This window comes from Leisingera sp. NJS201 (genome assembly GCF_004535885.1).
Classification (GTDB): domain Bacteria; phylum Pseudomonadota; class Alphaproteobacteria; order Rhodobacterales; family Rhodobacteraceae; genus Leisingera.
This window is the reverse complement of record NZ_CP038234.1, coordinates 3569900-3594008: the sequence shown is the minus strand read 5'-3', so window position 1 is coordinate 3594008 and position 24109 is coordinate 3569900. Positions and strand designations below refer to the sequence as shown.

Genomic DNA, 24109 nt, shown 5'->3' with positions numbered 1-24109 from the left:
CCGGCGCTACGGAACCGCAACGAAAAGGAAAGTGACACGTGGCACGTATTGCCGGCGTTAACATCCCGACTGCAAAGCGGGTTCCCATCGCCCTCACCTACATCACCGGTATCGGTAATACCTCGGCGAAAGCTATCTGCGAAGCCGTTGGCATCGACGCGACCCGCCGTGTGAACGAACTCAGCGACGCAGAAGTCCTGGCCGTGCGCGAGCACATCGACGCCAACTTCACCGTCGAAGGCGACCTGCGCCGTGAAACTCAGATGAACATCAAACGTCTGATGGATCTTGGCTGCTACCGTGGCCTGCGCCACCGCCGCAACCTGCCGGTCCGCGGTCAGCGTACCCACACCAACGCTCGCACCCGCAAAGGCCCCGCAAAGGCCATCGCTGGTAAGAAGAAGTAAGGGAGGGTTTGACCAATGGCACGTGATAAGACACGCGTTAAGAAGAAAGAGCGCAAGAACATCGCAACCGGTGTTGCGCATGTGAACTCGTCGTTCAACAACACCAAAATCCTGATCTCCGACGTGCAGGGCAACGCGATCTCCTGGTCGTCGGCCGGTACCATGGGCTTCAAAGGCTCGCGGAAATCCACGCCTTACGCGGCCCAGATGGCTGCCGAGGATGCGGGCAAGAAAGCCCAGGATCACGGTGTGAAGACGCTGGAAGTCGAAGTTCAGGGCCCCGGCTCTGGCCGTGAATCGGCTCTGCGCGCACTGGCTGCCGTCGGTTTCAACATCACTTCGATCCGTGATGTGACCCCGATCGCGCACAACGGCTGCCGCCCGCCGAAGCGCCGTCGCGTCTAATTCGAATTTTTGCTGGGGCCCCGCTTGATTCGCAGGGCCCCAGTGCGTCATTTAAACCTCGGGCGTCCTTGGCCTTTCGGACATGGGGCAAGGACAGGAATGGAGGGAACGCATGATCCATAAGAACTGGGCAGAGCTGATCAAGCCGGCACAGCTGGAAGTGAAGCCGGGCAACGATCCTGCACGTCAGGCGACTGTCGTCGCAGAGCCGCTGGAACGCGGTTTCGGCCTGACCCTGGGCAACGCGCTGCGCCGCGTTCTGATGAGCTCGCTGCAAGGCGCGGCCATCACCAGCGTGCAGATCGACAACGTGCTGCACGAGTTTTCGTCTGTTGCCGGTGTGCGCGAAGACGTCACCGACATCATCCTGAACCTCAAGGGCGTATCCCTGCGCATGGAAGTCGAAGGCCCCAAGCGCCTGTCGATCAATGCCAAGGGCCCGGCTGTTGTCACTGCTGGTGACATTGCCGAAACCGCCGGCATCGAGGTTCTGAACCGCGATCACGTCATCTGCCACCTGGACGACGGTGCCGACCTGTTCATGGAATTGACCGTGAACACCGGCAAAGGCTATGTCTCGGCAGAGAAGAACAAGCCGGAAGACGCACCGATCGGCCTGATCCCGATCGACGCGATCTATTCGCCGGTCAAGAAGGTCTCCTATGACGTTCAGCCGACCCGTGAGGGCCAGGTTCTGGACTATGACAAGCTGACCATGAAGGTGGAAACCGACGGCTCCATCACGCCGGATGACGCCGTGGCCTATGCCGCCCGCATTCTGCAGGACCAGCTGTCGATCTTCGTCAACTTCGACGAGCCGGAATCGGCAAACCGTCAGGACGAGGACGACGGTCTCGAGTTCAACCCGCTTCTGCTCAAGAAAGTGGACGAGCTGGAACTGTCCGTGCGCTCGGCAAACTGCCTGAAGAACGACAACATCGTCTATATCGGCGATCTCATCCAGAAGACCGAAGCAGAAATGCTGCGCACGCCGAACTTCGGCCGCAAGTCGCTGAACGAGATCAAAGAAGTGCTGTCGGGCATGGGTCTGCACCTTGGCATGGACGTCGAGGACTGGCCGCCGGACAACATCGAAGATCTGGCCAAGAAATTCGAAGACAGCTTCTAAAGCGCGTCTTTGAGGGGAGGGCACTGGCCCTCCCCAAACCATTCCCGGGTTTGGCCGGGGAAGACACGGGCTTCTGCCCCAAGGTGAGCAGCCGACACGCATCAGCTGCCTGACAAAGCAAAAACGCAAGATAAGGAATTTAGAAATGCGTCACGCACGTGGTTACCGCCGCCTGAACCGTACTCATGAGCACCGCAAAGCCCTGTTTTCGAACATGTGCGGCTCGCTGATCGAACACGAGCAGATCAAGACAACCCTGCCCAAAGCAAAAGAACTGCGCCCGATCATCGAAAAGATGATCACCCTGGCAAAGCGCGGCGACCTGCACGCCCGCCGTCAGGCCGCGTCCAAGCTAAAGCAGGACAAGGACGTCGCAAAACTGTTCGAGGTTCTGGGCCCGCGCTACAAGGACCGTCAGGGCGGCTATGTCCGTATCCTGAAGGCCGGCTTCCGTTACGGCGACATGGCTCCGATGGCGATCATCGAGTTTGTCGACCGCGACACTGCCGCCAAAGGTGCCGCCGACAAGGCCCGCCTGGAAGCAGCAGAAGCAGCTGCTGAAGCTGACGAATAAATCACGCTGAATTATCAGGTTCAGCTATCTGGCCCCCGCTCCGCCCGGAGCGGGGGTTTTTCGTTACCTGACGGCATCCGGACAATGTTTAGAATGCATTTTTTGTGCGAAAGGGAATCGTAATTTTCTTCTGATTTTACTGTCGCAAACAAGCAAGTTCCGGGACGGATGTGATGGCAGTAAAGAAGACACCCGCGGCCAGGCGGTTCTCACTGGCGAACCTCAGCACCAAGACAAAGATCGTTTCGGTGGCGGTGTTCCCGCTGCTGCTGGTTCTTGGGGTCGGGGTGCTGGCGGTGGTGAACCTGGGCCGCATGGACAAGACTGCGCAGGCTGTTGACCACACCCAGGAGATTTTGACCGAAGCGCAGGCGCTGGCCGAAGCCGCCTCAGGCATGGAGGCCGGGCTGCGGGGCTATCTGCTGGCCGGGCAGGATGAATATCTGGTGCCGTTTGAGAACGGCAGCGCCAAAGTTGCCGGCTCCCTGGATCGTTTGCGCAGCCTGGCCGCGGGCAATCCGGACTTGCTGGCTGACCTCGATACGGCGGAGCAGACTTTGGCCGGCTGGCAGGAGGATGTCGCGGCCGGCGCCATCGCGTTGCGCCGCGATATCGGCGACGCCCTGACCATGAACGACATGGCGGCAGAGGTGAAACAGTCCAAGGGCAGGGTCTACTTCGAGAACTTCCGTGCGGAGATGGCTAAGGTCATTGAGGAAGAGGAAGTCGAGCTGAACAACCGGCGCAACACCTTTTCTTCCCTGGTAAACGCCGGGATTGCCGATCCGGATTACCTGAACACCTCGCTGCAGGCGGTGGAGCAGACCCACAAGGTCATCAGCAGCGCCAAGGATCTGCTGTCGGCGGCGGTCGACATGGAAACCGGGATGCGCGGCTTTCTTCTGGCGGGCGACCGGGAATTTCTCGAACCGTATATGGAGGGCAACGGGCGCTTCAACGAGGTGCTGGCCGACCTCCACCTAGCGCTGGCCGACAATCTGATGCAGGCAAACCGCCTGGATAACGTGGCCAAAATCGTTGACGAATGGCGCAGCAGCGTGGTGGTTCCGATGCTGCAGCTGCGCCGGGTGATCGGCAGCGCGGCGACTATGGATGACATGGCCGATCTTGTCGCTCAGGGGCAGGGCAAGGCGTATTTCGACAGCTTCCGTGCCACCATGGAGACGATCGAGGCGAAAGGGGCCGAGGCAATGGCCGCCCGCCGCGCCGCCAATGAGGCGCTAGCCGCCCAGACCCGGATCATGATTCCGGGGGCAATTGCTGCGGCGATCCTGATCGGCGCGGTGATGGCGCTGATCACCGGCTCCGGCATCGCTTCGGGCCTGCGGCGCATTGTGGTGTCGATGCGGGGTCTGGCCGAGGGCAACAACGCGGTGGAGATCAAGGGCCAGACCCGCGGCGACGAGGTCGGCGATATGGCCCGCGCGCTGGATAAATTCCGCGCTGAACTGCTGCGGATGCAGGAGGCGGAAGCGCAGAAGGCGGAAAGCAAAGACGCCGAACTGGGCAATGTGGTCCAGCAGCTGAGCGAGCGTCTGGCGCGGCTGTCGCACGGCGATCTGACCATCCGCATCGCCGAGGAATTCCCGGAGGAATACGAACAGCTGCGCGCTGATTTCAACGGCTCCATCGACAATCTGAACGCCACGGTGCAGCAGGTGATCGAAGCCGCCACCAGCATCCGCAGCGGTTCTGCAGAGATCAGTCAGGCCTCCGACGATCTGTCCCACCGGACCGAAAGCCAGGCGGCAACGCTCGAAGAAACCGCTGCCGCGATTGATGAGCTGACGGCCTCGGTGAAATCCGCCGCCGAAGGTGCCCGTAATGTCGAGGCAACCGTGCGCGAAGCCCGCCAGGAGGCCGAAAGCAGCGGCGAGGTGGTGCAAAGCGCCGTGGCCGCCATGAGCGGGATCGAGGCCAGCTCGAAGAAGATTTCCCAGATCATCTCGGTGATTGACGACATCGCCTTCCAGACCAACCTTTTGGCGCTGAACGCCGGGGTCGAGGCCGCCCGCGCGGGCGAGGCCGGTCGCGGCTTTGCGGTGGTGGCGTCCGAGGTGCGGGCGCTGGCGCAGCGGTCTTCGGACGCGGCGATGGAGATCAAAACTCTGATCGGCGACAGTTCACGTCAGGTCGGGGAGGGGGTGGACCTGGTCGGCCGCGCCGGTGACGCACTGCAGTCGATTGTCGGCCAGGTCAGCCATATCTCGCAACTGGTCTCCGAGATCGCAGAAGGCGCCGAGGAGCAATCCACCGGCCTGCTTGAGATCAATACCGGCGTCACCCAGCTGGATCAGGTTACCCAGCAGAACGCGGCCATGGTCGAGGAAGCCACGGCAGCAGGCCATCTGCTGAACAGCGATGCGGGTAAGCTGTCGGATCTGGTCGCCCGCTTCCAGGTGGCCGGCGGCGGTGCCCTTGCAGCCGCATCCGCCCCGGTTTCCGCGGCGCCGGCTGCCATGGCGCCCTCAGCCCATGGCAGCGATGATTGGGACCTGGAGGCCAACCCGGCCCCGCCCGCAGCAGCGCCGGCGGCAGACGGAAATGCAGCCCGCGACCTCTGGCAGGATTTCTGAGTCGCAGAGGAAACCGCCGCACAGGCTCTCCCTGGTGGAGGGCCTGTTGCCTTTTCAGGGAGGATTTTCCGGGGTGACAGCCCGGCGAATCTCCGCTAGCGTCCGGCTCATGACCCGTAGCTATGCCGCATTCTGGTATTTCTTTTATCCGCGCCACATGGCGGACGGAGGGGTCAGCGCATTCTGAGCTAAGATATCGGAACGCACCAGGATACCACCAACCGCCCGCAGCAGCCGGCGGTTTTTTCGTATCCGCCGCAGCGCCAAGGGCCCCCGCCAAGGAAGCTGAAACATGACACCCCAGACCGAAAATCTCCGTATCACCGGCATGCAGGAGCTGATCTCGCCGGAAGACCTCGCATCCCAGCTACCCGGCACGGCGGCGGCCACAGATACCGTGCTGGCCAGCCGCACCGCCATCCAGGATGTGCTGCATGATCGCGATGACCGTGTTGTCGCTGTGGTCGGCCCCTGTTCGATTCACGACCCCAAGGCGGCGATGGAGTATGCCGAACGGCTGGCACCGCTGCGCCAACGGCTGGCGGGTGAGCTGGAGGTTGTGATGCGGGTCTATTTCGAGAAACCCCGCACCATCTCGGGCTGGAAAGGGCTGATCAACGATCCCGGCCTCGACGGCTCGTTCCGCATCAACGAAGGCCTGGGGCTGGCCCGCCGTCTGTGCCTGGACATCAACAGCCTGGGCCTGCCGGTCGGAACTGAGTTTCTGGACACGGCGGTGCCGCAATACATCTCGGATCTGGTGGCCTGGGCCGCCATCGGCGCCCGCACCACCGAAAGCCAGATCCACCGCGAGATGGCCTCAGGCCTCAGCTGCCCGGTGGGCTTCAAGAACGGCACCCGCGGCAATCTGCAGATCGCAGTGGACGCGGTGCGCTCGGCGGCGCATCCGCATCATTTCATGGCATTGGCCAAATCGGGCCGCGCGGCAATTGCGGCGACCAGCGGCAACCCGGACTGCCACTTGATCCTGCGCGGCGGCGGCGGCACCAATTATGACGCCGCCTCGGTCGATGCGGCCTGCAGGCTGGCGGAAAAAGACGGCATCCGCGGCCATGTGATGATCGACGCCAGCCATGCCAACAGCGGCAAGGATCCCATGAAGCAGCCCGCCGTGCTGCGCGATGTAGCGGGCCAGATCGCAGGCGGCGACAGCCGCATTACCGGGGTGATGGTGGAAAGCCATCTGGTGGCGGGCCGTCAGGACCTGGGCAAAGGGGACCTCACTTACGGGCAGTCGGTTACCGACGGCTGCCTGGGCTGGGAGGATACAGTACAAGAGCTGGAGGCGCTGGCAGAAGCTGTCACCGCGCGGCGTGCCCATGCGGCGCGGGCTGCTGCACCGAGCTTGGCAGAGGCCTGATGCCGCAAAGGGACTGCGAGGATGCCGGCAAGGAAGAAGGCCTGATGCGCCTTGCCGGCCGTCTGCTTCTTTCTGGTGGAGAACATCTATCGTGTTGCTTTGGTCAATACTCAGCCCATGCGATTTTCAGCAGAGCAGCCCTTCTTCTTTCGCGCAGCGAAATCAACAGGAGAACCCAGAGCGCCGAATGCTGCGCCTAGCACGAGCGGCACCTTTGCGCAGGAAGCGGGCTTTGCAAAGCATTGATCGCTTCAGGATTTCAGTCCTTCGCACCGCTTGCCGAGAGCCGCGTTCACGTCCGCCGGACAGAGTTTCCGTTGGCGATGATCTGATTGATCAGAGCAGCCGCTGCCTTGTGAATCGCGACTTCTGCATCCGTACCGGCAGCGTTTTCATGTGAGGCTGCAGCGTCACGGAGGATTCCGGTGATTTCATGCTCCGGCAACACTTGGAGGTCATTGATGGCAAGCAGCAGCGCCTCGCAAATTGATAGGGCGGCCATTCCAGCATTGCCGGAATACTCAGGCATCCTGCATTTTCCTTTCTTGCATTGCATATCAAGCCAATGTGGCAGACTGGTGATGAAGGGCATCTTTGCAGAAAACGGAGTATGCTGGGCTGATCGAGAGCAGTCACTGTCCTGGGGGCGTTCTGAACTGCTGCGTCTGTCCGGGGGGCCATGAACGCCATCAAAAATAGCCCTTTTACAAGAAAGTTGTCAGCTTTTGCGACGGTTATGTGAAGTTCGGCAGTTTTGACCGCCTGGTGGCACTGGCGGATTTCGATCCGGCGTATCTGGATCAGGCTGGACCGCTTCTGAAATGAAGCGGCCGCCCTCGGGTGAAACCTGGGCGGCCGGTAAACCGGTCCGGAACAGGAAGGTTACACGAGGGCTAGTTTTGCCGCATCAAGCCCCTTGTACATTTCGGCATCGTTTTCCTCGCTCTGCGCCAGCTCGGCCAGCCGGTAATGCTTCCAGGCAGTATCTTTCCGCGGCCCGGCAGGAACCCTTTCTCAGGCAGCTCTGACAGAGGCCAGCTTTATGGACAGCTCTCTTGTTTCAGGTGTCATTCGATTGTCCTTTCCTTGGCGCCCGCGGAAAAAGAAGCGCGAACTGCACGCAGGGCTAAATTAGGCCGGCACATCCTCCGCGCATCTTTGCATTCGTAATACTCACGCTGGCAAATGCGCGGCCAGTCTAGAATGCTTAGCTGGGTCCCGATCGGTGCGCACTGACCTAGGTTAGCTATTCCCGGTTGCGGCTGATGCCTGTTGCGGCAGCGCTATGAGCGTACCGCGTATTAAAATTGACCTGCACAAGATCTGCGACAACACGCGATGTCTTGTTGAGCGTCTGAAACCGCGCGGAATTATCGTGACAGGGGTCACAAATTCCGGGCACCCGATCAGCGGGCTTCATACAGATGCATTCACGCTGCTGGCTGAGGTGATTGAGACGAAAATCAAATTAAAGCCGGTACCGCTGAAATTATCCGACCTGGCCCTCTCGGCGCAGAGCCTGGTGCCAGGCAATCATTGGACAACCCGCTCGATCCTGGCCCTCGGGCTGCAAGACACCGACCCTGCCGGGCTAACCTTTCCAGCGGCTGTTACCTTTGCCGGTGCGACCAGCGATCACATTGTGGTTGCCGGAACCAAAAACCGAAGGGCGCCATTGGACCAACGATGGGCGGATCGAGGACATTGCAACCGGCAGCGCCGCAGGCGTCATCGGCGCTTATGCCCATAAGCACCAGTTGCTGAACGCGGCCAACAGGTTGGAACTTAAGCAGGGGCAGTATGCAGGCCGCCCCAGCCGGATTTCGGTGCAGGTCGACAGCGGGCCGGACGGGATCAGAGCTATTCAAGTCGGAGGTCAGGTCTCAATCCTGGGCACCGGCTGGTTCGAGGTGCTGCCATGACACCTGCCCTGCGCCATATCACCCGCGACGAAATCTCCGCCCGGCTGTCCCACGCGGCCCTGCTGTCACCGGTGCGCCAGGCGATGATTGCCTGCAGCACAGGCAAAGCAGCGGCGGCGGCTCACAACGAATGTCCGTGGAATTGTGCTTATTGGGCAATCGGGAAGCGGCAAGACAACCGCGATGTGTGAACTCGTTAAGCAAAATCGGGCTTTGATTGCGTCGAACCCGGAAGATGAGAATTGCGAGTTTATTGGGCTTCAGGTTTCATTCCCAGCGACGGGCCTTGTTGCACAAATCGGGGTTTGACCGTAGTTCCCCTTTCCCCGGACGGACTTACCCCACGGGCCGCGTAACAGATATGCCAAGCGCAGTGCAGCCGTTCAGCACGGCGATACGGACCTGCAGCTCGGCGACTTGGCGTTCGAAGTCTCGTGCCATCAAGGATTGGCCAAGGAGTTTGATGCAATTCATACAATCGCCGGGAAAAGGATCCCCCGGATCCTCTTCTGATCCTCCTCATATCTCGACACGGCTCCGGCGGTGGCAGCCGCTCCACCGTCGCCAGACGGCACGGCCCAAGTCCTTCGAGGCTCGCAGCGCTTCGTTGCGGGCGACGGCGCCGGGACCCGTTGGTTTCCAAGGCTTTGCGTTCTTGCGTGGCGGTATGACAGCGGCAGCATTTCGGGCAGCGATTGCCTCGTGGCAATTTCTTGTGCCGCAGGCCCCGCCGGCTGTGACCGGCGCGATGTCCTGATCCGCTCCGGTCTGGTCCAGCAGTTCCGGTAGTATGGGGGCGTCGCCGATATTGCTACTGGTGACATCAACCGCCCGAACTTCCAGCGTTTCCTCATCAATTCCCCTCTCGGGATCATGCTGTGCATGACCCTGACGGCAAGGGATGTGTATCTTGCGCCAGATGCGCCGCTTGGAGCCACCCGCTGCCCGGCAGCACATGCATGGCATGTGCGAGAGGGGGGCTTTCGGGCATTCCACTCACCTTCGCCCTCGGCCTTGATCCCGGTGCTGTCCGCTGCCCGGCAGTGCATCACGCAGTGATGTCACGAGAGGGGATCAACAGGTTCAGCGGGCCTTTCCCTCCACGGTAGGGGATGGCCACGTTCAGCTTCCGCTGGCGACGGCACAAGGGGCTGAAGTCCGGGACCGGCCAGTCCAGCCCGACCAGCCGCAGGAGGCTTTCGACGAACCCAGCCGTCTGTCGCAACGGCATCGCGAACAGCACCTTCATCGTCAGGCAGGTCTGGATTGCGGCATCGCTGAAGCTCGGCTGCCGTCCCGTCGGCGCAGGTCTCCACACCATGTCGGGATCAAACCACACCGTCAGCGAACCGCGCCGCCTTAGTGCCTCATTGTAAGCCGGCCGGTTCGTGGTCTTGTACTTCCTAGCGGCCCAACTGCTCATGGCTCACAGCTAGCATGCTGGTTTCACGCAGTGAATCCCTCGCCCGATTTTTGCAACAAGGCCCATCCGTGAGCGAATTGATGTAGGCCCGAAAAACGATTGGCTGAAAGATCTCGATCTGATGCAAAATACACTGTCTTTGCCTGAACTTAGGTGCTGCAATCGAAGGTCTGAAAATGAAGGTCATGACGACCCTTGGCAGCCAGCAAGAATGCAGCTTGCCCGCGGTAAGATCGGCGCTGTTTTCTGAATGCCGTCTACCTCAACCCTGCAGTGCGGCCCGGGAAGCTCCAGTTCGTTTCAGACGCTGCATCTATGCTGCACGACCATGATCACTTCATCTCTCGCAGCTTCCGGACACGCTCAATCCAGAAATACCGCATGGAGCAGGTTATCAGGCGGAGGCATGGCTGACCGGTGCGACATTGGTGATGGCCTGGTTCCTTGGATGGCAACCGGGTTGCCAATACCCACTGCGGGGGACTGTGCCCGCAAGACAACCTGGAAGAAGCTGGGACCCAGCAATGGAAACCCCGCCACATTCAGGAGAGTCCAGATGAGTGTTCCCGAACCGCAGACCGCATGGGCACAGGACCGCGCCCATCTTCTGCACCCCTACACGGATTTTGCCGCCTTTGCCGAAGAAGGCAGCCATGTCATCGAGCGTGCCCAGGGCATGCATGTCATCGATACCGAGGGCAACCGGCTGCTGGACGGCATTGCCGGGCTGTGGTGCGTGAACATCGGCCATGGCCGCGAGGAGATGGCCGAGACCATCGCCAAACAGGTGATGGACATGCAGTATTACAACCCGTTCGGGCACAGCACCAATGTGCCGGCGGCCCAGCTGGGCGCCAAGCTGGCGGAGCTGGCGCCGGGGGATCTGAACCACATCTATTACACCTGCGGCGGCTCCACCGCCAATGATGCCGCAGTCCGGCTGGTCCACTACTACTTTGACATGAAGGGCCAGCACCGGAAGAAAAAGATCATCTCGCGGCAGAACGGCTACCATGGCGCCACCTATGTGGCGGCCTCGCTCACCGGCATCCATGGCACTAAATACGGCTTCGACCGGATTGGCGAGGAGTTCATCAGCCACGTTTCCGAAGCCAATCTCTATGCCAAGCCGGAGGGTTGGAGCGATGCGGATTATTGCGACCATTTGGTGCGCGAGTTCGAAGCCCGCATTCAACAGCTGGGCCCTGACAATGTGGCCGCTTTCATCGCCGAACCGATCATGGGTGCCGGCGGTGTGCTGGTTGCGCCCGCGGGCTACCACAAGCGCATGTATGAAGTCTGCAAGCGCCACGGCATGCTCTATATTGCTGATGAGGTGGTCACCGGCTTTGGCCGTCTGGGGGAGTGGTTCACCTCGGAAACGCTGTATGGCTATACGCCGGACATCCTGGTCTGCGCCAAGGGGCTGACCTCGGGCTACATCCCGCTGGGGGCAACGCTGATCTCGGATGAGATTTACGGCATCATCGCCAGGCCGCAGTGTGAGGGCGGCGTATTCTCAATGGGGCTGACCTATTTCGGGCATCCCGTGGCCTGCGCGGCGGCGCTCAAGAACATCGAGATCATCGAGCGCGAAGGCATTCTGGATCATGTGCGGACGGTTGGCCCTTATCTTCAGGAATGCGCCCAGTCTTTGCTCAATCTGCCGATTGTAGGCGATGTGCGTGGCAGCCATCTGATGCTGGGCATTGATCTGGTCGCCGACAAGGCAAGCAAGGCCCCGCTCGATCTGTCCGAGCAAGCAGCCAGAAAGGTGTTCAAGGGCTGCATGGAGCGGGGCGTCATCGTGCGCCCGGTTGGCGACCGGCTCATCCTGTCACCGCCGCTGATCATCAACAGGGAGCAATGCGACCAGCTGATCGGGGCTGTTGCCGGCTCAATCAAGGACTTCATTGAGTCAGGAGTGAATGCATGCGACAGATAACGCTTGCTGCATCCCAGATGGCCTGCAACTGGGACATCGACGAAAACATCACCAAGGCTGAGGCGCTGGTGTCCAATGCCGCCGAAGCAGGGGCCCAGGTTATCCTGCTGCAGGAGCTGTTCGAAACGCCCTATTTCTGTCTTGAACAGTCACTAGACCACCTGCAGCTCGCCCGGCCGCTTGAGCAAAGCCGGGTGGTGTCGCATTTTGCGTCGCTGGCGCGGAAACTGGGAGTGGTGCTGCCAATCTCCTATTACGAGGAGGCAGGGCTGGCGCGCTACAACTCGCTGGCCATCGCCGATGCTGACGGGACCATCCTGACCAACTACCGTAAAACCCATATTCCGCAGGCACCGGGATATGAGGAGAAATTCTATTTCTCGCCGGGCGACAGCGGCTTTCAGGTGGTTGAAACCCGCTTTGGCCGCGTCGGCTGCGGCATCTGCTGGGACCAGTGGTTCCCGGAAACCGCCCGCTGCCTGGCGCTGCAGGGGGCTGAGGTGCTGCTGTTCCCGACCGCCATCGGCACCGAACCGAAGAACCCTGAATTGGACAGCAGCGGCCATTGGCGGTGCACGATGCAGGGCCACGCCGCGGCAAACATGATCCCGGTGGTGGCGTCCAACCGCGTGGGCACCGAACAGGGTGGCGAAACAGCCGGCGTCTTTTACGGCACCTCCTTCATCGCGGGCTATACTGGAGAGATTCTGTCGGACGCCAACCGCACGGAGGAAACCTTCATCACGGCAGCTGTCGATCTGGACGCCGCCGCGCGCTACCGCAGTGCCTGGGGGTGTTCCGGGACCGCAGGCCGCATATGTACGGGGCGCTGCGTACCTTGGACGGCGAAACAGGGGCACTGCGATGACAAACTTGCTGACGATCCGAGCGGTTGAACAAAGCGACCGTGAATGCTGGGACCGCCTGTGGACCGGCTACCTCACCTTTTACAAGGCTACGCTGCCGGCGCGCATCTACGACAGCAGCTTTGCAAGGCTGCTGTCGGCGGATGCGCGGGAATACAGCGGCCTGATTGCTGAACTGAATGGCGAAGCCGTTGGACTCGCCCATTATTTGCTGCACCGCGACATGTGGTCGGTGGAAGATACCTGCTATCTTCAGGATCTGTTTGTCGATCCGCAGGCGCGTGGAGCCGGTATCGGGCGGGCTTTGATCGATGAAGTGGCGCGGCGGGGGGCGGCCGAAGGTGCCTCTGTCCTCTACTGGCACACGCAGGAATTCAATCACACTGCACGCAAGCTCTACGACCGGATTGCCGCGCTCACACCTTTCGTGAAGTACGACAAGCCCCTCTCCCGCAACTGAAACAGGGGCCAAGCAATTGGCCCCTTCTTTTTTGCTCTCAAACCGCGGGTACCTGCTGGGTGATGCAATGCACCCCGCCACCGCCGCCGCCGATCATGCGGCCTGAAACGCCCACAACGCGCCGGCCGGGGAAAGCCTCGCGCAGGATGGCGAGGGGCTGGTCATCCTCGCCCTTCCTGCCGGACACCGGAACGACTACAGCGCCATTGCAGATGTAGAAGTTCATGTGAACAACGTCATAGCTGGTCAACGGGATCTCAATAATCTTAAAGCGCCGCCCGTGGACGTCGGTTTCCTGCTGCAGGATGCGCTTGGCATCCTGGGTGATTTCGTAGTTCGGATCGGAGCGGTCATCGGTTGTGTGCAGCAGCACGACGCCCGGCGCGGCAAAGGCTGCAATGCCGTCCACGTGCCCGTCGGTGATCGGGTCCGGGGTGAGGCCGCGAGGCAGCCAGATCACCTTCTGAACACCCAGACCCGCCTTCAGCTCTGCCTCCACCTGGGCTTTGCTCCAGCCAGGATTGCGGTTCTTGTGCAGCAGGCATTCCTCGGTGGTCAGCAGGGTGCCCTGGCCGTCCACCGCCACGGCGCCGCCTTCCAGCACCAGATCGGACGTATACATTGGCAGGCCAAGGTGTGCCGCAAACCGGCCTTTTGCCAGCGTGTCGTGTTTGTAGGGCGGAAACTTGCGGCCCCAGCCGTTGAAGGTAAATCCAGCGATCCGGCGCGCGCCTTGCGCGTTCTGCACAATCATCGGCCCGCTGTCGCGCGACCAGGCATCGTTCAGCGGCATTTCGATCAGGCTGATCTCCGAGGACAACAGCTTTTTCGCCGTTGCCATATCGCGCCGCCGCACTGCCATGGTGACGGGCTCATACTCCGCCACGGTATTGGCCGCTTCCGCCCATTCCTTGCGCGCAGCGTTGAGCTGGTTGGGATACCAGTTCTGCGGCGGCGGGAATTGCATCAGCGTGCGCTCGTGCCGAACCCATTCGGCGGGAAAGGCAAATCCGTCCGCACCCGCGCTGCCCGGAATGATCTCAGCCCCGGTTTTGGCGTAGTTCACAGACCGGGCTGCCGCGGCAGGGCTTGCTGTCAGCGCACCGGATAGCGCCGCCGCCCCGGAGGCGAGAAAGTTTCGTCGGTTCATATCAGGGGTTCCTTGTTCAGATGCCGGCTTCGGACGCGCCAAGCGAAGGGTCGAGGTGGTCGCGCAGGCTATCGCCAAGCAGGTTGAAGCCGATTGCAACCAGGGCAATCGCGCCGCCGGGGAACACCGCCAGCCACCACGAGGCCGGCTGGTGAGTGAGGCTGTCAAAGATCATCGCGCCCCATTCCGGCGTTGGCGGCTGCGCACCCAGCCCAAGGAACGACAGTCCGGATGCCGCCAGGATCACAAAGCCCACGTCGGTGGTGGCCTGGACGATCACCAAGGGCCAGACCATCGGCAGCAGGTCCGAGAAGATCAGCCGCAGGTGCGAGGCGCCCATGCAGCGGGCGGCGGCAATGAACTCCTGCTCTTTCAGCGACAGGATGCGGCTGCGGATCAACCGGGCGTACCAGGGCCAGAACACCGCCGACAGGGCAATGGTGGTCGACAGCATCCCGCCGCCAAAGCTGGCGGCAATTGCCGCCGCCAGGATCAGCGCAGGGAATGCCAGGAACAGGTCGGTCACCCGCATCAGGATCTCATCCGCCAGCCCGCCGGCATAGCCCGCAATCAGCCCGAAGCTGGTGCCGATCACCGCAGCAACCGTCAGCACGGCAAAGGACACCGACAGCGAGATCCAGGACCCGGCCACCACCCGCGCCAGCATGTCCCGGCCGATCTTGTCTGTGCCCATCCAATGCTCTGCCGAGGGCGGATCAAGCCGCGCCCGGATGTTCATCTTAAGCGGGTCAAAGGCAGTGATATGCGTGTCCATTGCATAGGCACCGAAGGCAAGAAGCGAGATCGTCAGCACCAGGGTGACAATTGCCACCGCCAGAGCAGCCTGGCCCGATGAACCGGCAAAACCGGCAACCGGGCGGATGATGCGGCCCAGGGTTTTTGGCAGGCGGGTGCGAGACGGGGGCAAAGAGGTTTCGGCGCTCATGTCAGATCCACCCGCGGGTCGAGGAAGGAATAGCTCAGATCAACCAGGAAGTTGATCAGCGTATAGGCCATCGACACCACCAGGGTGATGGCCATGATGGCGTTATAGTCGGAGGCGGAGATTGCATTGGCGGTGTAGCGGCCCAGCCCCGGCCAGTCGAAGATCAGCTCGATGAACACCGCGCCGGAAATCAGCAGCCCGGTGTTCAGCCCGAAGATGGTGACGATCGGCAGCAGCGCATTGCCAAGCGCATGTTTGAAATAGACCCGGACCGGCGAAATCCCCTTGGCGCGCGCGGTGCGGATGAAATCCTGCGACAGTACCTCCAGAAGCGAGGTCCGCACCACCCGGATGGTGATCGCCATAGACGGGATCGCCAGCACAGCAACCGGCAGGACCATATGGTGCAGCGCGTCGGTGAACAGGTCGAACCGGCCCGCAATCAGGCTGTCGATGGTCATGAAGCCGGTGACAAACTCAGGCGCTGCAATCCCGGTGCCAAGCCGTCCGCCAAAGGGCACCAGCCCCAGGGTAGCAAAGAAGATCAGCTGGCAGACCAGCGCAATCCAGAAGTCGGGCACCGACAGGCCCAGAACCGCCACGCTGCGCACGCCGGCATCCGCGGGCCGGCCGCTTTTGACCGCGGCGATAGTGCCCAGCAGCACCCCCAGCACCAATGAGATCAGCCCCGCTGCAAGAACCAATTCCAGCGTTGCAGGAAAAAAGGCCTGGATGTCCTCGGATATAGGCCGCCTGGTAACAACCGAGCGTCCGAAATCGCCCTGCAGCACGTTGCCTGCATAGGCCGCGAATTGCGTGGTGACCGGGTCATCCAGGCCAAGCCGCTCGCGCACCGCAGCCACCGCCTCGGCATCGGCGCGGGCGCCGGCGATCAGGCGCGCGGGATCGCCCGGCAACAGCCGGGCGAGCGCAAAGGTCATCAGCACAACACCTGTCAGCAGAACCAGGGTGGCTGCCGTGCGCCTGAGAATGAAACGCAGCATTCAGACACCCCTCATGACGTGCGCGACAGGTTGTACATATCGAGCGTCGCCACATAGACCGGGTTGTTCTCCAGCCCGGCAATGTCGCTGCGCGATACAAACTGCGACCGCTCCTGCAGAATGGGCAGCCAGGCCGGGTCTTCATTTGTCAGTATGGCGGCAAGGCGCTGGAACTTGGCCGCCATTTCGTCATTTATCACCTGATTGCGCAGCTCGTCGATCAGCGCCGTCGCCTCGGCATTTCCGTAACGCCCGGCATTGCCGTCGAAGGTGGCCGCATCGCCGCTGAACAGCCCCCAGGCAAAGCTGTAGGGATGATCCACATTGGGCCACCAGGAGAAATAGAACAGATCGGGGCGCTCCTCGGCGGTGCCTTCGCCAAAGAACACGTCGAGATAGGCGGAGAAGGACATTTCCTGCAGTTTGAGGCTGATGCCGATCTCGGACAGCCAGGCTTGCAGCAATTGGCCTTCGATGTCCCCGAAACCGGAGTAATAGGCCATCGTCAGCTCGGTGCCTTCGGTGATCCCGGCCTCGGCCAGCAGGGCGCGGGCCTTGTCCAGGTCAAACGGCAGCAGCCGGTCCTTGCCGTCCATGCCCTGCATCAGCGATGGAAATACCGAGGTAGGTTTGTCAGCGGTGCCAAGCGCCACTTCCTGGATATAGGTGTTATGGTCAAAGGCATGGCAGAGCGCCTGGCGGGCGCGCGGGTCGGCCAGTTTTCCGTCGGTAGCAAAGGCCACATATTGCACGGTGAAGGTCGGTGTATCGCTTACCGCAAACCGCGGGTCATCGCGCAGCACCACCATATCCTCGGGTTCCATCGCCAGGGTCATATCGGCTTCGCCGGTTTCCAGCAGCTGGCGGCGGGTGGCGGAGACCGGAATGGTCTTGGTGATCACCCGGTTGAAATGCGGATGGTCCCAGCCGCCGCGGAATTCTGTATTGGCGGCAAAGGTTGCATCCTGACCGGGGTTAAGGCTTTCCAGCGTATACGGGCCGGTGCCCACCGGATTGGCCTGCAGGTATTGCGACCCCATGTCATCATCACCCTTGGAATGCGCCTCGGCCGCGGTGGGGCTGGCGATCCAGAACCCGTATTGCGAAGACACCTGGCGGTCGAAGAACGGGCGCGGCTCGCCCAGGTCAAAGCGGATGGTTTTGGCATCCACCACCACGATCTGGCTGTCCGGGTCATCCAGCTGCCAGGTGCCGGCCAGCCCGGCGGGATGCAGCACCAGACGGGTGACCGCTTTTTTCACCGCTGCGGCATCGCAGGGGGTGCCATCGTGGAACATCACCCCCTCGGCCAGGGTAAAGGTCCAGCTGCTGGCGTCTTCGCTGGCCTCCCAGGAGGCCGCCAGCGCCGGTGCCGCCTTCAGCGTATCGGTGCCGTCCAGCACGGTCAGCGTTTCATAGACCGGGCGCAGCCCATAGGCCCATTCGATATTGGTCGCCGGGTCAAGGTTTTCGACCGTCGCATCCACCAGCACCACCAGGGCATTGGGATCGCGGGCGCCAAGGCTGGGCGGAACCGCAGAACCCGCGGCCCAGGCCACCGTACCTGGCGCCGCTGCCAACGCGGCAAAGGCACAGCTGCCGGCCAGAAAGGACCGGCGCGGCAGATGGAATTGCGGTGTGTTCGGGCGTTTGCGCGGATGGCTCATGTTCAGCTCCCTATGTTGTCAGGAAATCTGCGCCTCGGCCAATCAGGGAGCCGCTTACCGTTTCCTTGCTCTTAAACTCCCAAAATAGTGCTGTTCCTGTCGATACCACCTATGGGGCACAGCCACCTGAAGCGGATGGGCTATAGTAATTTGCAATACCCCGGTTCTCTCTGTGTGCCGGCGGACACCCAGACAAAAAAGGATGTTGCGCGCGCCATGGCACTATTGGACGTCACGGATCTGAAAGTAAGCATCAAGGCAGGCGATCGGACGGCAGCAATTGTCGCCCCCCTTTGCCTGCGCCTTGCAAGGGGCAAATGCCTGGGCATCGTGGGTGAAAGCGGCTCCGGCAAAAGCACTGCGGCGATGGCCATTATGGGGCTGCTGGCTGCTGGGCCTTTGCAGGTCTCCGGGCAGATCCTGTTCGACGGCGCCGATTTGGCCCAGCTGCCCGCAGCGGAGTTCCGCAAACTGCAGGGCACCGGCATTGCGATGATCTTCCAGGACCCGATGAGCAGCCTGAACCCGGTGATGCGGATCGGCGATCAGATTGTGGAATGTCTGCAGGCGCACCGGCGCCTGACCAAAGCCGAGGCCCGCCGCAAGGCCATAGAGGCGCTGTCACGGGTTGGAATGCCGGACCCCGAAGGTATGATGGCCCGCTATCCGCATCAGTTGAGCGGCGGCCAGCGCCAGCGTGTCATGATCGCGATGGCCATTGTTTTTGAACCCAAGCTGCTGATCGCAGACGAGCCGACCACCGCGCTTGATCTGACGATCCAGGCGCAAATTCTGCAGCTCCTCACAAAACTCTCACAGGATCTGAACATGGCGCTGGTGCTGATCACCCACGATCTGGGGGTGGTCGCCGGAATGGCCGATGAGGTGATCGTGCTTTATTCCGGGCGCGGCGTGGAACGCGGACCCGCCGCTGAGGTACTGGAAAACCCGCAGCATCCCTATACGCAAGGATTGCTGGGGGCGCATCCGTCAATGGACGGCGAGCACGCCCGGCTGACGCCCATTCCCGGAACCCCGCCGGCGATCTGGCAGCGGCCCTCGGGCTGTGCCTTCCGCGATCGCTGCCCGGCAGCATTTGACACCTGCGCCCTGGTTGAACCGCAACCCGTTGCAATGCCGCAGCAGGCGCATAAGGTCGCCTGCCTGCTGCACGCCACCCTTTCCCAGGCAAAGGAAACCGCATGAGGCCGACACCGTCCCCGGCGCTTGAGATCAACAATCTTGCCGTCGAATTCCGTGCCTCCGGCAGCCGGGCGCTGTTTGAGAAACCCGCAACCTTCAAGGCGCTCAGCGATGTAACCCTGGAGATCCGGCAGTGCGAGGTGCTGGGCCTGATTGGTGAATCCGGCAGCGGCAAGACCACGCTGGGCAAGGCCATCGTCGGCCTCACCGGAACCTCTGCAGGCGGCATTCAAGTCAACGGCCAGCATATTGATCCTTCCTGTTCACCAGAGCGGCTCACTCTCGCGCGGCGGGTTCAGATGGTGTTCCAGGATCCCTATGCCTCGCTGCATCCCAGAAAGACCATCGGACGCATTCTGTCGGAACCGTTCAGGATCCAGCAAACCGCCTCGGGCCCTGAGCTCCAGTCCCGCGTCCGGGCGCTGCTGCGGCGCGTCGGGCTGAGCCCGGACCATGCGGCGCGCTACCCCCAGCAGTTCAGCGGTGGTCAGCGCCAGCGCATCGCCATCGCAAGGGCGATTGCCAATGATCCGCCGGTGATCATCGCAGACGAGCCAGTCAGTGCCCTGGATGTATCGGTGCAGGCGCAGATCCTGAATCTGCTGGACGATTTGCGCGCCGAACAAAACATGGCGATGCTGTTTATCAGCCATGATTTGTCGGTGGTGCGGCATCTGTGCCAGCGTATTGCGGTGATGTATCTGGGCCGGATTGTCGAGATCGGTCCGTCAAAGCAGATGACCGCCGCCCCAGCGCATCCCTATACAACGGCCCTCTTGTCGGCAGCGCCGCGGGTCAAGGCCAGGAACCGGGCACAGGCCGCGCCGATCGTGCTGTCCGGCGACGTCCCCTCACACGCCGCCATTCCCGCCGGCTGCCCCTTCCACACCCGCTGCTGGCTGTATGAGCAGAAGGGCTGCCCGGCCCGCTGCCGGACCGAAGTGCCGCAGTTGGAAACGCGGGCGGGTGGACGCCAGTCGGCCTGCTTCTTCCCGGATGAGGCGGCCAGACCGGCACCGCCCCTTCGGCAGCCGGCCGCTAACTGCCGCCGGTTTCCGCCAGCATCCAATCCCATAGCGCCCGGACCGCAGTGCGCTTCAGATTGCGTTCCAGCGTCACAAGGCGGTATTGGCCGCCGCCGCGCAGGCTGACAGTGCTTAGCACCTGCAGCCTGCCCGCGCGGACCAGCGGCTGCGCCAGCGTCCTGTCGCACAGGCACATCCCCAGTCCGCGCGTGGCGGCATCAACTGCCAGCGCGGTATCGGAGAAGTTCAGCCCCTTGGCGCAATCCGCCCGCTCCAGCCCGGCTGCCAGGAACCAGCTCTGCCAGTCATCGGGGTGTTCGTCATGGATCAGGGGGCCTCGCCCATGCAGTTTTGAAAATCCGCCGCCAGACCGGGGCTCGCCAGCGCAATGCGTTCCTCGCGCAAAAATGTCGCCGCGGCAAAGCCTTCACCAATCGGCGCCTCTGTTGTCAGCGTGATGTCAAATTCGGATTCGGTGAGATCGACGTCGTGGCTGCCGGTATAAAGCCAAGGGTCCACATCGGGATGGCTGCCGCGCAAACGCGCCAGCCGGGGCGCCAGCCAGAGCGCCCCGAAAGCGGGCGGCATGTGGATGACCACCGAACCGGGCTTGGAATAGGCGTCCAGCCGCCGCACCCCCAGCCGCACCGTCTCCAGCGCCTCCTGGGCAGAGACCATCAGGTCGCGGCCGGCGTCTGTCAGTTCCACCCGCCGGCTGATGCGCAGGAACAGCGGTTGCTGCAGATGAGTCTCCAGCGTCCGGATCTGATGCGACACTGCCGATTGCGTCATGTTCAGCTCTTCCGCCGCCAGCGAGAAACTGCCGAGCCGGGCCGCGGCTTCGAACCCGATCAGGGCGCCCAGCGGCGGTAAGGGGCGATAGGGGTTATTCATTAAAATATCTCATCCTAACCCGTAGAAATCCGCGTTTGTGCATTACATATTCTCACATTTAGACTGGTCGGACAACATTTCCTGCATAATGGAGCCCTCCATGTCCGACCAGCAAACACCAAAATCCGCGGGCTTTTGCATGCCCGCTGAATGGGCGCCGCACCAGCGCACCTGGATGATGTGGCCGACGCGGGAAGGGTTCTGGCCCGATATGCAAGAGACCCGCCGCAACTACGCCGCCGTGGCCCGCGCCATCCGCGAATTCGAACCGCTGACCATGCTGGTCCGCCCCGAAGATGCGGTAGAAGCAAAGTCGCTGCTGGGGTCGGATATCGACGTCCTTACCAGCCCGATCGACGACAGCTGGGCGCGCGATGCCGGCCCCTGTTTCCTGACCGATGGCAAGGGCGGCCGCGCCGGCGTGTCCTTTGGCTTCAACGCCTGGGGCGGCAAGTACCAGCCGTTTGATGGCGATAATGCCGCTGCGGATGCGATCCTGAACGCCGCCGGTGTGCCAATCTTCCACTCCGGTCTGATCGCCGAAGGCGGCGGCGTCTCCGTCGATGGCGAAGGCACCATCCTGACCACCGAGAGCTGCTTTCCCAATGCCAACCGCAATCCTGGCTGGAGCCGCAGCCGCATCGAGGAAGAGCTGAAGGCCATGCTTGGCGGTGACAAGGTGATCTGGCTGCCCGGCAATGTGGAGGAAACCGAAACCGACGGCCATGTCGACGGCATCGCAAACTTTGTCGCACCGGGCGTGGTGCTGATCGAGGCGGAAGGCCCCGCTGATCACGATTGGCACGGTATCAATCTGGCCAATATCAGCGCGATAGAAGACCAGACCGACGCCAAGGGCCGCAGCCTCAGGCTGGTGAAGATCCCCGATGCCGCCAGTGCCGACTCTGACGATCCGCGGTTCTGCCGTTCCTACGTCAATTCCTACATCTGCAACGGCGGTGTGGTGATGCCTGAATACGGGATCCGCGAGGACGGGCTGGTGCGCGAAATCTTCGAAGAACTCTTCCCCGGCCGCCGCGTGGCGCAAGTGCCGATCCCTGCCATCGCCATTGGCGGCGGCGGCATTCATTGTATTACCCAGCAGGAGCCCGCAGCATGAACATGCTTACCTCAACAGACCTGACCGCAGCCCTTGCCAGCGGCAAGAGCCCCGGAGAACTGGGCTTTGTCATGCCGATCGAAACTGCGCATCATACCGCCTGCTGGATGGCCTGGCCCTGGGACGGCCACGAAGACAACTGGGGCAGCGGCCTGGCTGCCGCGCAGGAGAACTTTGTGCGGGTCGCAACTGCGATCTTAAGGTTTGAGCCGGTCCGGGTTGCCGCGCATCCCGATCACGCCAGCATTGCGCGCCGTCTGCTGCCGCCTCAGGCCGATGTCGTACCGCTGGCGCAGAATGATCACTGGTTCCGCGACACCGGCCCGCTGTTCGTGACGGATGGCAACGGGCGGACCATCGGATCCAATCTGATTTTCAATTGCTGGGGCGAAAAGTTCCCGGACTACGAGCTTGATGCAGGCATCGGTGCCGCACTGGTACGCCACCTCAACCTGCCGCTGTTCCAGTCCCCCTTGACCGGCGAAGGCGGCGGCTTGCATGTGGACGGCCGCGGCACCGTCATCACGACGGAGACTTGCTTTCTCAATCCCAACCGCAATCCGGGCATGACCAAGGCGGATGTGGAACGCGAATTGTTCCATGCCATCGGCGCCCGCAAGGTCATCTGGCTGCCGGGCGACGAGGAGGAATGGATCACTGACGGCCATATCGACGGCATGCTGACCTTCACTGCGCCGGGCAAGCTGCTGTTCGAGCGCAACCCGGACCCGGCAAACCCGCGCCACAGGGTCTGTGAGGAAAACCTGAAAGCCCTGCGCGGCCAGACCGATGCCGATGGCCGGGAGATCGAATTCGGGCTGATCGACGAGGCCTATATGGTCGAACCCGAAACCGACACGACGGCCCTGTCTTATGTGAACGCCTATATCGCCAACGGCGGCGTGGTGGTCCCATCGTTCGGAACGCCCACTGATGCGGCAGCGCAGGAAATCTTCGCCAAGGCTTTCCCCGGCCGCGAGATCCTGGCGGTGGATATGCGCGGGATCTGCCATGCCGGCGGCGGCATCCACTGCATGACACAGCAGCAGCCGGCCTAGATGCCGGCAGGCGGTCAAGGTTATTCTGATTTGAACGTTGGGAATCACGATGTTTGACGCAAGGACGATGATGCAAAGCTCCAACAGAACAGGTGAGTCTGGCTGCCTTGCAGGCCTTGCCCGGGCCATCGAGCTTGCCGGGCAGGACGGGTTCCTGGCCGCCCTCGCAGACCTGTGCCAATCGGCATCAGGATATGACAGCACCTTCATTGCAGCCTTTTTCCCGGATCACCCGCCGATGGAGCTGTTCGACAACCTGTCGGATGAATACAGTGCCGCGACGATCAAGCCCTATCTGGATTTCGCCTATTTCCTCGACCCTTTTTACAATCTCTTCCAGCAGGGGATCGGGGACCGCGTGGTCACGCTTGGCGAATGCGCGCCTGATGATTTCATGTGGTCAGAATACTACCAGACCTTCTATGCAGACACCGGTCTGTTTGATGAAACCAGCGTGTTCGTCGGCTTCGGGAACGGTGCTGCTACGGTGATCTCGCTGGGCAGCAGGGAGGAAGGCTTCCAGTTTGGTCCGGATCAAAGGGCCGCGCTTGCCGGGCTGCTGCCCTGCATTGCGGCGCTGTGCCGCCGCCATTGGCCTGCGCTGGACCCCAATTCTCTGGCCGGCAGCGGCCGCATGGGGCTGCATCTGAAAAAGTCCTTTGACCGGTTTGCCACCTCGACGCTGAGCGGGCGTGAGGTTGAAATCGTGCAGCTGATCCTTAAGGGGCATTCCTCGAAGTCGATTGCACGCGAGCTGGGCAACAGCCCGGAAACCGTCAAGGTCCACCGCAAGCGCATTCACAACAAGCTGGGTATTACCTCGCAGGGCGAACTTTTCTCGCTGTTTCTCGAGGCATTGACCAAGGCACCGGCGAATGCCACCGAAGACCCGCTCAGCTACCTCGACAGGCCAGTGAGCGGGCAGCTCTGAGC

The 24109-nt window shown here is 61.9% G+C and carries 22 protein-coding genes and 2 pseudogenes; 16 read left to right on the top strand and 8 right to left on the bottom strand.

The genetic code is table 11. From position 1 onward, the window contains the following. Positions 1 to 38: 38 nt before the first annotated feature. From rpsM to ETW23_RS17650, 6 genes are all read left to right on the top strand, one after another. Positions 39 to 407 (top strand): 30S ribosomal protein S13, encoded by a 369-nt coding sequence (rpsM, locus tag ETW23_RS17675; protein ID WP_129372208.1) that lies wholly within the window; start codon positions 39 to 41, stop codon positions 405 to 407. 15 nt (positions 408 to 422) lie between these two features. After that, positions 423 to 812, top strand: a complete 390-nt coding sequence (rpsK, locus tag ETW23_RS17670) for a 30S ribosomal protein S11 (protein ID WP_129372207.1) — start codon at positions 423 to 425, stop codon at positions 810 to 812. 112 nt (positions 813 to 924) lie between these two features. Continuing rightward, positions 925 to 1941 (top strand): DNA-directed RNA polymerase subunit alpha, encoded by a 1017-nt coding sequence (locus ETW23_RS17665; protein WP_129372206.1) that lies wholly within the window; start codon positions 925 to 927, stop codon positions 1939 to 1941. Between the two features lie 145 nt (positions 1942 to 2086). Continuing rightward, positions 2087 to 2515, top strand: coding sequence for a 50S ribosomal protein L17 (gene rplQ / locus ETW23_RS17660; RefSeq protein ID WP_027257365.1), 429 nt, complete (start codon positions 2087 to 2089; stop codon positions 2513 to 2515). A gap of 173 nt (positions 2516 to 2688) precedes the next feature. Then, complete coding sequence (locus ETW23_RS17655) at positions 2689 to 5112, top strand: CHASE3 domain-containing protein (RefSeq protein ID WP_134830793.1); 2424 nt, start codon at positions 2689 to 2691, stop codon at positions 5110 to 5112. Between the two features lie 292 nt (positions 5113 to 5404). Next, positions 5405 to 6493 carry a 3-deoxy-7-phosphoheptulonate synthase gene (locus tag ETW23_RS17650; protein WP_134830792.1) on the top strand — a complete coding sequence of 363 codons (1089 nt, stop codon included), beginning with the start codon at positions 5405 to 5407 and terminating at the stop codon, positions 6491 to 6493. Positions 6494 to 6785: 292 nt separating this feature from the next. Here the strand turns inward: ETW23_RS17650 and ETW23_RS17645 are convergent, their stop codons facing one another. Next, the gene (locus tag ETW23_RS17645; RefSeq protein WP_134830791.1) at positions 6786 to 7022 is read right to left on the bottom strand and encodes a hypothetical protein; all 237 of its coding nucleotides are present in this window, start codon (positions 7020 to 7022) and stop codon (positions 6786 to 6788) included. A 1117-nt stretch (positions 7023 to 8139) separates the two neighbouring features. On the opposite strand from ETW23_RS17645, the gene ETW23_RS17625 reads away from it, so the two are divergent. Both ETW23_RS17625 and ETW23_RS17620 read left to right on the top strand, forming a co-directional pair. Beyond that, on the top strand, positions 8140 to 8415 hold the full coding sequence (locus ETW23_RS17625; protein WP_167738147.1) for a PhzF family phenazine biosynthesis protein: 276 nt from the start codon (positions 8140 to 8142) through the stop codon (positions 8413 to 8415). Then, the gene (locus tag ETW23_RS17620) at positions 8412 to 8606 is read left to right on the top strand and encodes a hypothetical protein (RefSeq protein ID WP_134830789.1); all 195 of its coding nucleotides are present in this window, start codon (positions 8412 to 8414) and stop codon (positions 8604 to 8606) included. Before ETW23_RS17625 ends, ETW23_RS17620 begins: the two co-directional genes overlap by 4 nt. A 145-nt stretch (positions 8607 to 8751) precedes the next feature. Here the strand turns inward: ETW23_RS17620 and ETW23_RS17615 are convergent. Continuing rightward, positions 8752 to 9838, bottom strand: a pseudogene (locus ETW23_RS17615) (IS5 family transposase). 556 nt (positions 9839 to 10394) lie between these two features. Here ETW23_RS17615 and ETW23_RS17610 point away from each other — a divergent pair. The 3 genes and pseudogenes from ETW23_RS17610 to ETW23_RS17600 all read left to right on the top strand — a co-directional run bounded on the left by ETW23_RS17610 (position 10395) and on the right by ETW23_RS17600 (position 13109). Beyond that, entirely contained in the window at positions 10395 to 11783 is a 1389-nt protein-coding gene (locus ETW23_RS17610; RefSeq protein ID WP_134830788.1) for an aminotransferase, read from the top strand. Further along, positions 11771 to 12651: pseudogene (aguB, locus tag ETW23_RS17605) on the top strand (N-carbamoylputrescine amidase). The gene ETW23_RS17610 and the pseudogene aguB overlap by 13 nt, the downstream one beginning before the upstream one ends. Beyond that, the gene (locus ETW23_RS17600; protein WP_129370038.1) at positions 12648 to 13109 is read left to right on the top strand and encodes a GNAT family N-acetyltransferase; all 462 of its coding nucleotides are present in this window, start codon (positions 12648 to 12650) and stop codon (positions 13107 to 13109) included. The pseudogene aguB and the gene ETW23_RS17600 overlap by 4 nt, the downstream one beginning before the upstream one ends. 37 nt (positions 13110 to 13146) lie before the next feature. Here the strand turns inward: ETW23_RS17600 and ETW23_RS17595 are convergent, their stop codons facing one another. Genes ETW23_RS17595 through ETW23_RS17580 form a run of 4 tightly spaced genes read right to left on the bottom strand, consistent with a single transcriptional unit; the run spans position 13147 to position 17876 of the window. Beyond that, complete coding sequence (locus ETW23_RS17595) at positions 13147 to 14259, bottom strand: agmatine/peptidylarginine deiminase (protein ID WP_134830787.1); 1113 nt, start codon at positions 14257 to 14259, stop codon at positions 13147 to 13149. Between the two features lie 16 nt (positions 14260 to 14275). Then, positions 14276 to 15205, bottom strand: coding sequence for an ABC transporter permease (locus ETW23_RS17590; protein ID WP_134830786.1), 930 nt, complete (start codon positions 15203 to 15205; stop codon positions 14276 to 14278). Next, the gene (locus ETW23_RS17585) at positions 15202 to 16209 is read right to left on the bottom strand and encodes an ABC transporter permease (protein ID WP_134830785.1); all 1008 of its coding nucleotides are present in this window, start codon (positions 16207 to 16209) and stop codon (positions 15202 to 15204) included. Before ETW23_RS17585 ends, ETW23_RS17590 begins: the two co-directional genes overlap by 4 nt. Positions 16210 to 16220: 11 nt before the next feature. After that, the gene (locus ETW23_RS17580) at positions 16221 to 17876 is read right to left on the bottom strand and encodes an ABC transporter substrate-binding protein (RefSeq protein WP_134830784.1); all 1656 of its coding nucleotides are present in this window, start codon (positions 17874 to 17876) and stop codon (positions 16221 to 16223) included. A gap of 216 nt (positions 17877 to 18092) precedes the next feature. Between ETW23_RS17580 and ETW23_RS17575 the strand changes: the two genes are divergently transcribed. Further along, a complete protein-coding gene (locus ETW23_RS17575) occupies positions 18093 to 19082 on the top strand; it encodes an ABC transporter ATP-binding protein (protein WP_167738146.1) in 990 nt (329 codons plus the stop codon). Then, a complete protein-coding gene (locus tag ETW23_RS17570) occupies positions 19079 to 20230 on the top strand; it encodes an ABC transporter ATP-binding protein (protein ID WP_134830782.1) in 1152 nt (383 codons plus the stop codon). Before ETW23_RS17575 ends, ETW23_RS17570 begins: the two co-directional genes overlap by 4 nt. Here the strand turns inward: ETW23_RS17570 and ETW23_RS26855 are convergent. Next, complete coding sequence (locus ETW23_RS26855) at positions 20118 to 20381, bottom strand: LysR substrate-binding domain-containing protein (RefSeq protein WP_368075900.1); 264 nt, start codon at positions 20379 to 20381, stop codon at positions 20118 to 20120. The two genes, ETW23_RS17570 and ETW23_RS26855, sit on opposite strands and share 113 nt — an antisense overlap. Before the next feature lie 50 nt (positions 20382 to 20431). Beyond that, complete coding sequence (locus tag ETW23_RS17560) at positions 20432 to 20998, bottom strand: LysR family transcriptional regulator (RefSeq protein WP_134830781.1); 567 nt, start codon at positions 20996 to 20998, stop codon at positions 20432 to 20434. Positions 20999 to 21098: 100 nt separating this feature from the next. On the opposite strand from ETW23_RS17560, the gene ETW23_RS17555 reads away from it, so the two are divergent. From ETW23_RS17555 to ETW23_RS17545, 3 genes are read left to right on the top strand one after another with little or no spacing between them, the layout of a single operon-like run. Beyond that, a complete protein-coding gene (locus ETW23_RS17555) occupies positions 21099 to 22118 on the top strand; it encodes an agmatine/peptidylarginine deiminase (protein ID WP_205879914.1) in 1020 nt (339 codons plus the stop codon). Next, the gene (locus ETW23_RS17550; protein ID WP_134830780.1) at positions 22115 to 23176 is read left to right on the top strand and encodes an agmatine/peptidylarginine deiminase; all 1062 of its coding nucleotides are present in this window, start codon (positions 22115 to 22117) and stop codon (positions 23174 to 23176) included. The genes ETW23_RS17555 and ETW23_RS17550 overlap by 4 nt, the downstream gene beginning before the upstream one ends. Positions 23177 to 23225: 49 nt before the next feature. Next, on the top strand, positions 23226 to 24107 hold the full coding sequence (locus ETW23_RS17545; RefSeq protein ID WP_134830779.1) for a response regulator transcription factor: 882 nt from the start codon (positions 23226 to 23228) through the stop codon (positions 24105 to 24107). Positions 24108 to 24109 lie beyond the last annotated feature (2 nt).

Excerpts from the sequence above, each read along its gene's own strand:
- rplQ (WP_027257365.1), top strand. The coding sequence starts at position 2,087 with ATGCGTCACGCACGTGGTTACCGCCGCCTGAACCGTACTCATGAGCAC.
- ETW23_RS17555 (WP_205879914.1), top strand. The coding sequence starts at position 21,099 with ATGTCCGACCAGCAAACACCAAAATCCGCGGGCTTTTGCATGCCCGCT.
- ETW23_RS17575 (WP_167738146.1), top strand. The coding sequence starts at position 18,093 with ATGGCACTATTGGACGTCACGGATCTGAAAGTAAGCATCAAGGCAGGC.
- ETW23_RS17650 (WP_134830792.1), top strand. The coding sequence starts at position 5,405 with ATGACACCCCAGACCGAAAATCTCCGTATCACCGGCATGCAGGAGCTG.
- ETW23_RS17645 (WP_134830791.1), bottom strand. The coding sequence starts at position 7,022 with ATGCCTGAGTATTCCGGCAATGCTGGAATGGCCGCCCTATCAATTTGC.
- ETW23_RS17550 (WP_134830780.1), top strand. The coding sequence starts at position 22,115 with ATGAACATGCTTACCTCAACAGACCTGACCGCAGCCCTTGCCAGCGGC.
- ETW23_RS17610 (WP_134830788.1), top strand. The coding sequence starts at position 10,395 with ATGAGTGTTCCCGAACCGCAGACCGCATGGGCACAGGACCGCGCCCAT.
- ETW23_RS17620 (WP_134830789.1), top strand. The coding sequence starts at position 8,412 with ATGACACCTGCCCTGCGCCATATCACCCGCGACGAAATCTCCGCCCGG.
- ETW23_RS17655 (WP_134830793.1), top strand. The coding sequence starts at position 2,689 with ATGGCAGTAAAGAAGACACCCGCGGCCAGGCGGTTCTCACTGGCGAAC.
- ETW23_RS17570 (WP_134830782.1), top strand. The coding sequence starts at position 19,079 with ATGAGGCCGACACCGTCCCCGGCGCTTGAGATCAACAATCTTGCCGTC.
- ETW23_RS17580 (WP_134830784.1), bottom strand. The coding sequence starts at position 17,876 with ATGAGCCATCCGCGCAAACGCCCGAACACACCGCAATTCCATCTGCCG.
- ETW23_RS17585 (WP_134830785.1), bottom strand. The coding sequence starts at position 16,209 with ATGCTGCGTTTCATTCTCAGGCGCACGGCAGCCACCCTGGTTCTGCTG.
- ETW23_RS17665 (WP_129372206.1), top strand. The coding sequence starts at position 925 with ATGATCCATAAGAACTGGGCAGAGCTGATCAAGCCGGCACAGCTGGAA.
- rpsK (WP_129372207.1), top strand. The coding sequence starts at position 423 with ATGGCACGTGATAAGACACGCGTTAAGAAGAAAGAGCGCAAGAACATC.
- ETW23_RS17595 (WP_134830787.1), bottom strand. The coding sequence starts at position 14,259 with ATGAACCGACGAAACTTTCTCGCCTCCGGGGCGGCGGCGCTATCCGGT.
- ETW23_RS17600 (WP_129370038.1), top strand. The coding sequence starts at position 12,648 with ATGACAAACTTGCTGACGATCCGAGCGGTTGAACAAAGCGACCGTGAA.
- ETW23_RS17545 (WP_134830779.1), top strand. The coding sequence starts at position 23,226 with ATGTTTGACGCAAGGACGATGATGCAAAGCTCCAACAGAACAGGTGAG.
- ETW23_RS17560 (WP_134830781.1), bottom strand. The coding sequence starts at position 20,998 with ATGAATAACCCCTATCGCCCCTTACCGCCGCTGGGCGCCCTGATCGGG.
- ETW23_RS17590 (WP_134830786.1), bottom strand. The coding sequence starts at position 15,205 with ATGAGCGCCGAAACCTCTTTGCCCCCGTCTCGCACCCGCCTGCCAAAA.